Below are 6535 nucleotides of genomic sequence, written 5' to 3'. Positions count from 1 at the left end.
ACCCCCGCCAAAACGGTGCCCGGCGGCCTTCACCCCTACCCCCCCCCCCCCGGCCCCCCCCCCCCCCCCCCCCCCCGGGGGCCCCCCCCCCCCCCCCGGGGGGGGGCCCGGCCCTCTTCGTTTCATCATCGCCGAGGACGCGGTCCTCGGACGACTGAGCGAGGCTCAGCGCGACGTGCCGGCCATCTCCGGGACCGGCGCGTCGAGGGCGTCCAGACCGCGCAGGATGTCCTCGACCCGCTGCTTGGCGTCGCCGAAGAGCATCTGGGTGTTCTCCCGGAAGAACAGCGGGTTCTGCACTCCGGCGTACCCGGCGGCCATGGACCGCTTGAAGACGACCACGTTGGCCGCCTCCCACACGTGCAGCACCGGCATGCCGGCGATGGGGCTGGAGGGGTTGTCGGTGGCGGCCGGGTTGACGGTGTCGTTGGCGCCGATGACCAGGACGACCGAGGTGGCGGCGAAGTCGTCGTTGATCTCGTCCATCTCGAGGACGACGTCGTAGGGCACGTTCGCCTCGGCGAGCAGCACGTTCATGTGACCGGGCAGCCGGCCGGCGACGGGGTGGATGCCGAAGCGCACCTCGACGCCCCGCTCGCGCAGCTTGCGCGCCAGTTCGGCGACCGGGTACTGGGCCTGGGCGACCGCCATGCCGTAGCCCGGGGTGATGATCACCGAGGTGGCGTTGCCGAGGAGTTCGGCGGTCTCCTCGGCGTTGATCTCCCGGTGTTCGCCCTGCTCGCCGTCGTCGGCGGCCGCCGCCGGGGTGCCGAAGCCGCCCGCGATCACCGAGATGAAGGAGCGGTTCATCGCCTTGCACATGATGTACGACAGGTAGGCACCGGAGGAGCCCACCAGCGCGCCGGTGACGATCAGCAGGTTGTTGGCGAGCAGGAAGCCCGAGGCCGCCGCCGCCCAGCCGGAGTAGCTGTTGAGCATGGAGACGACCACCGGCATGTCACCGCCGCCGATGGAGGCGACCAGGTGCGCGCCGAGGGCGAACGCGACCACCGTGACGGCGATGAGCAGTCCGATGTTCGGGCGGGCCACGAACGCGACGGTGAGCGCGACGAAGGCGACCAGGGCGCCGACGTTGAGGATGTGCTTGCCGGGCAGCGTCAGCGGGTTCGACTTGATCCGCGCGGACAGCTTCAGATACGCGACGACCGAGCCGGTGAAGGTGACGGCGCCGATGAACACCCCGATGAACACCTCGGCGTGATGGATGCCCAGCAGCGAACCGCTGAGCTGGGGATCGACGTCGAGGTAGCCGTTCCAGCCGACGAACGTGGCGGCGAGGCCGACCAGGCTGTGCATGATGGCGATCAGCTCCGGCATGCCGGTCATCTCGACGACCCGGGCCCGCCACAGGCCGATGCCCGCGCCGACGGCCGTGGCGACGGCGATCAGCACGAGACCGGTGGCGGTGATGCTCCGGGAGGCGAGGCCGACGGTGGCGGCCAGGGCGATGACCATGCCCGCGATGCCCCAGACGACTCCCGAGCGGGAGGTCCGGTGCTGCGAGAGGCCGGCCAGGCTGAGGATGAACAGCAGCGCGGCGACGACGTAGGCGGCCTCTGCGGCCGTGACTGTGGTCATCCGTGATCAGCCCTTCGAGAACATGCCGAGCATGCGGCGGGTGACGGCGAATCCGCCGAAGATGTTGATGCTCGCCAGCAGGATCGCGGCGAACGACAGCACGGTGACCGCCGTGTGTCCCTGCCCGATCTGCAGCAGCGCGCCGACCACCACGATCCCGGAGATGGCGTTGGTGACCGACATCAGCGGAGTGTGCAGCGCGTGGTGCACCTGGCCGATGACGTAGAAACCGATGACGATCGCCAGGACGAACACCGTGAAGTGGCCGATGAGTTCACTCGGCGAGAAGGCCGTCACCAGGAACAGCGCGAGCGCTCCGGCACCGACGAGGGCGTACGGCGCCCACGCGGGCCGGGCGGGCTTCGCCGGAGTCTCCGAAGGCACGGACACGGGTTCCGGGTCCCCGGCCGGGGCGGGCGCGGCGGACACCTGGACCGGAGGCGGGGGCCAGGTCTTCTCGCCCTCGCGGACCACGGTCATCGAACGCTGCACCACGTCGTCGAAGTCGAGGACGAGTTGGCCGTCCTTGCCGGGGGTGAGCAGCTTCATCAGGTTGACGATGTTGGTGCCGTAGAGCTGCGAGGCCTGGGCGGGGAGGCGGCCGGGCAGGTCGGTGTAGCCGATGATCGTCACGTCGTTGTCGGTGACGACGGCCTTCCCGGCTACCGTGCCCTCGACGTTGCCGCCCTGGGCCGCGGCCATGTCGACGATGACGCTGCCGGGCCTCATGCGCGCGACGTCCTCGGCGGTGACGAGCCGGGGCGCCGGGCGGCCCGGGATGAGCGCGGTGGTGATGATGATGTCGACGTCGGCGGCCTGCTCGGCGTAGAGCCGCGCGGCGAGCTGGTTGTAGTCGTCGGAGGTGGCCTTGGCGTAGCCGTCGGTGCTCACCTCCTGCTCGGCACCGACCGTCAGGAACTCGCCGCCCAGCGAGCGGACCTGCTCGGCGACTTCGGGCCGGGGGTCGGTGGCGCGGACCACGGCGCCGAGGCTGCGGGCCGCGCCGATGGCCGCGAGTCCGGCCACACCGGCACCGGCCACCAGCACCTTGGCGGGCGGCACCTTGCCGGCGGCGGTCACCTGGCCGGTGAAGAACCGTCCGAAGGCGTGCGCGGCCTCGACCACGGCCCGGTATCCGGCGATGTTCGCCATCGAGCTGAGCACGTCCAGGGACTGGGCGCGCGAGATCCGCGGCACGGCGTCCATGGCGAGCACCGTGACCGGCCGCCGCGCCAGCTCCTCGACCAACCCGGGGTTGAGGGCGGGGCTGATGAGCGCGATGAGGGTCGCCCCGTCGCGCAGCCGGCCGATCTCCTCGCTGGAGGGGCCGTTGACCTTCAGCACGATCTGAGCCGACCACGGGTCCCCGAGGCTGGCTCCGGCCTCCTCGTAGGCCGTGTCGGAGAAGCGGGACGAGGCTCCCGCTCCCGGTTCGACCACCACGTCGTATCCGAGCGCGACAAGTCTCCCCACGGTGGCCGGCGTCGCCGCCACCCTGGTCTCGCCCGCAGTGGACTCGGCGGGTACGCCGATCCGCTGGGGTTCCGGTTCCGCTGGGGCCATCGTCTGCCTCTCTCGTCGTTCTGCTGCCTGTCCTCCTTGGTGCCCGCATCCTGCACCTTCGACGCGGCAACTGTGGCGGACCGTGGTCACATGGCCGAGGAGGTCGTCCTCACACCGCACAGGGGTTGCCGCGGGACGTGTTTGAGGGTAAGAGAGTGGCGCGCGGGACCGGAGTCGCCTTGTGATGCGACATGCCACGGCCGGGCGCAGACTGAACGCGTGAGCAGCACGCGCCCGGGGCGCGGCGAGGCCTCGCCCCCCACCCGATCGGCGCCGCAGCAGCAGTCTGTGGCACTGGCGGCGATGATGTTCGCCGTCGCGATGACCTTCATCGACCAGACCATCGTGTCGATCGCCGCTCCGGACATCGTCCGCGAACTGAACCTGTCGTCCTCCGGCATGCAGTGGGTGGTGAACGCCTATCTGCTGGCCCTGGCGGCGTTCTTCGCCCTCGGCGGGCGCCTCGCGGACCTCTACGGGCCGCGCCGGGTCGTCGTGATCGGCACGGTGGTGTTCGTCGTGTCGTCGGTGCTGTGCGGCTGTGTCCCCGAGGGCAGCGCGGCACAGACCTGGATGATCGTCTTCCGCGCCACCCAGGGGTTCGGGGCGGCACTGCTCTTCCCGGCGGCTCTGGCCGTGGTGGTGGCGGTGTTCCCGGTCGAGAGACGCGGTCGCGCCCTCGCCCTGTTCTTCGGTGTCTCCGGCGCGCTGACCGCGCTCGGCCCGCTGCTGGGCGGCTGGCTCACCAACTGGACCTGGCGCGCCGTCTTCTGGGTCAACGTCCCTGTGGCGATCGTGGCGCTGGTCCTCACCGCGCTGGCGCACATCGCCGACCGGCGGCGGTCCGGCACCCTGGACGTCCGGGGCGCCGCCCTGATCGCGGTCGGCATGGGGCTGAGCGTCCTCGGCTTCCAGCAGGCCTGGTCCTGGGGCTGGGACTCCTGGGCGACCTGGCTGTGCATCGCGGGCGGCATCGCGGTGCTCTACGGTTTCGTCCGGTTCGAGCGCGACGTGGAGCATCCGCTGATCGACCTGCGGGTCTTCAAGGACAGGGCGTTCAGCGTGGACGCGGCCGTGCTGTTCTTCTCGATGCTCGCCTTCGTCCCGCTGTTCTTCTTCACCTCGGTGTACGCCCAGGTGTCACTGAGCGCCTCGCCGAACCAGGCGGCCCTGTTCCTGCTGTACTTCTTCATCGGCTTCGCGATCGCCTCCCAGTGGGGCGGCCGGATACTCGACAAGAAGGGCGCCCGCCCGGCGCTGAAGCTGGGCACGGTGGTGGGCTGTGTCGGGTTCGCCCTGTGGGCGAACAAACTCACCGACCTGTCCATGCACGACCAGTGGCCGTACGCGGCCCTCGCCGGGGCCGGCATCGGCTTCATCCTCGCCCCGGCCTCCACGGACGCCGTCAACCGGTCCATCGGTGCCTCGTACGGCGAGGTCACCGGCATCACCCAGACCGTGCGCAACTACGCGGCGAGCGTGGGCCTGGCCGTCTACGGCACGGTCCTGACGCACGTCACGACCGACAAGGTGGTGCAGACCCTTGAGGCCCGGGGCATGTCCACGGACGACGCGAACACCGTGGCCCGCGACATCACCGAGTCGATCACGGGCAACGGCGACTCCCAGCCGCCCACCGGGACGGGCCCCGCCGCCGAGGCGACCCGGGACGCCATGAGCGCCATCCGCATGGACTTCGCCGAGGCCAACCAGTGGGTGTTCTACGGCATGGCCATCGCCCTGGGCATCGGGTACCTGTTCGCCGTGCGGCACCCGGGCGGGCGGCCGGCCTCGAGCGAAACGGTGGAGGAGCCGGTCGGTCAGACCCACTGAGGGTCGTCAGGTGAACAGGTCGGTCGTACGTGCCTGGATCTCCTCCGGTGTCAGCTCCTCGATCGGCTGGGAGATCATCCAAAGATGGCCGAACGGGTCGGCGAGACGGCCGCCGCGCTGGCCATAGTGCTGGTCGGCGACTGGGTACACCACCGTCGCGCCGCCCCGCAGCATGGCCTCCGCGACGGCGTCGGCGTCGCTCACGTCGAGGGCCATGATCACCGGGGAGCCGCCGAGGGAGTCCGGCCCCGGGTCGGCGTCGTCGGCGTCCTTGACCGCGATCACGGCGTCGCCGAGACGCAGCATGGCGTGCACGATCCCGCCCTCGGGGTCGGTGTACCGCTCGATCTCCTCGGCGCCGAGCGCGGTCCGGTAGAAGTCGATCGCGCGGGGGCCGTCGGAGACCACGAGCCGGGCGTAGAGCCGGGTGACGGCCGGGGCGTCGGATGGGGTTTCGGCTGCGGTGCCGGGTGTGTTCGTCATGCCTTCACGATCGCGGGTCCCGGGGGCCGTGGATTGTAGAAAACGGCCGTCCGGGCGGGGCCGTCACCCGCCGAGCGGAACGTGGTTGCGCTCCAGCGGCGAGCGCGGTGCGTACGCGGTCGGTGTGATCCCCGCGAGCGCGCGGAACTCATGGATCAGATGGGCCTGGTCGTGGTAGCCGCAGTCCGCGGCGAGGACCGCCCAGTCCGGCTCCGGTGCCCCGGAGTTCACGCGCCGCAGCAGCCGCTGGAAGCGCCGTACCCGCGCATACCGTTTGGGCGGGAGCCCCAGCTGTTCGCCGCACCTGCGCGCCAGCCGCCGGGAGGTCCAGCCGAGCCGGTCGGCGACCTCGCCGACCGGGGTTCCGCGATCGAGCAGCGCGGCGGCGAGGCGGACAGCGGGGTCGGGCTCCAGCGGACGTACCGCCCGCTCCAGCAGGGCCGTCTCCAACTCCCGCAGTCCGGCCTCCGGGCCGGCGGCGGCCACGGCCTGAAGCATCCGCTCGCGCAGCACCGCGCCGTCCGTGCCCCACAGCTCGTCGAGTCCGACCAGCTCGTCGCGGACCGCGGAGACCGGGGCGGCGAGGAAGGGATACGCCCCCGCCGGACGGAACGCCACCCACACGACGGCGCGCTGCTGCGCCGGGTCGATCAGGGCCGGCTCCGTGTACGGCCCCTGCACGGCCGCGCCCCGGATACGCCGGCCGGCGCCGCTCATCGGCGCCGAGGAGAAGGCGTCCTTGTCGAGGTTCACCAGCAGCTGCGCCCCGCCCGTCGGCAGGGCCAGCTCCGCGGCGTGCGCGAACCGCCCCTCGACATACCCCATCGCGCCGATCAGCGGCCCGAGCGCGGCCGCCGAGGGCCGGACCGTGACCGAGAGGGCCGCCGCCCCGGCCGTCTCCTCAGCCGCTTCCCCGGCCGTACGAGCCATGCGTCCAGCCTACGGCCGGTCCACGCCCGCCGCCGGACACCTCGTACGTCAGCCTGAACTCCGGCGGCACGGAGATGATGTGCACGATGAAGCCGCGAGGCCCGCGACGAACTCCTCTTCGGCCGGT

General features: G+C 71.6%; 5 protein-coding genes. 1 reads left to right on the top strand and 4 read right to left on the bottom strand.

All coding sequences use genetic code 11. From position 1 onward, the window contains the following. Positions 1-165: 165 nt before the first annotated feature. Positions 166-1599, bottom strand: coding sequence for a Re/Si-specific NAD(P)(+) transhydrogenase subunit beta (gene pntB / locus ACFZBT_RS22145; protein WP_391105986.1), 1434 nt, complete (start codon positions 1597-1599; stop codon positions 166-168). Between the two features lie 6 nt (positions 1600-1605). Further along, the gene (locus tag ACFZBT_RS22140; protein ID WP_391105985.1) at positions 1606-3162 is read right to left on the bottom strand and encodes a Re/Si-specific NAD(P)(+) transhydrogenase subunit alpha; all 1557 of its coding nucleotides are present in this window, start codon (positions 3160-3162) and stop codon (positions 1606-1608) included. Between the two features lie 303 nt (positions 3163-3465). Between ACFZBT_RS22140 and ACFZBT_RS22135 the strand changes: the two genes are divergently transcribed. Continuing rightward, a complete protein-coding gene (locus tag ACFZBT_RS22135) occupies positions 3466-4995 on the top strand; it encodes an MFS transporter (protein WP_391106000.1) in 1530 nt (509 codons plus the stop codon). 6 nt (positions 4996-5001) lie between these two features. Here the strand turns inward: ACFZBT_RS22135 and ACFZBT_RS22130 are convergent, their stop codons facing one another. After that, a complete protein-coding gene (locus tag ACFZBT_RS22130; protein WP_391105983.1) occupies positions 5002-5478 on the bottom strand; it encodes a VOC family protein in 477 nt (158 codons plus the stop codon). 63 nt (positions 5479-5541) lie between these two features. Next, positions 5542-6408, bottom strand: a complete 867-nt coding sequence (locus ACFZBT_RS22125; RefSeq protein WP_391105981.1) for a helix-turn-helix domain-containing protein — start codon at positions 6406-6408, stop codon at positions 5542-5544. Positions 6409-6535 lie beyond the last annotated feature (127 nt).

Origin of the sequence: Streptomyces sp. NPDC008137, from assembly GCF_042957035.1 — a bacterium.
GTDB lineage: Bacteria > Actinomycetota > Actinomycetes > Streptomycetales > Streptomycetaceae > Streptomyces.
The sequence above is the reverse complement of the archived record's forward strand: the minus strand, read 5'-3'. Positions and strand labels throughout refer to the sequence as shown.

Coding starts and splice junctions, on each gene's coding strand:
- pntB (WP_391105986.1), bottom strand. CDS start 1,599: ATGACCACAGTCACGGCCGCAGAGGCCGCCTACGTCGTCGCCGCGCTG.
- ACFZBT_RS22140 (WP_391105985.1), bottom strand. CDS start 3,162: ATGGCCCCAGCGGAACCGGAACCCCAGCGGATCGGCGTACCCGCCGAG.
- ACFZBT_RS22135 (WP_391106000.1), top strand. CDS start 3,466: ATGATGTTCGCCGTCGCGATGACCTTCATCGACCAGACCATCGTGTCG.
- ACFZBT_RS22130 (WP_391105983.1), bottom strand. CDS start 5,478: ATGACGAACACACCCGGCACCGCAGCCGAAACCCCATCCGACGCCCCG.
- ACFZBT_RS22125 (WP_391105981.1), bottom strand. CDS start 6,408: ATGGCTCGTACGGCCGGGGAAGCGGCTGAGGAGACGGCCGGGGCGGCG.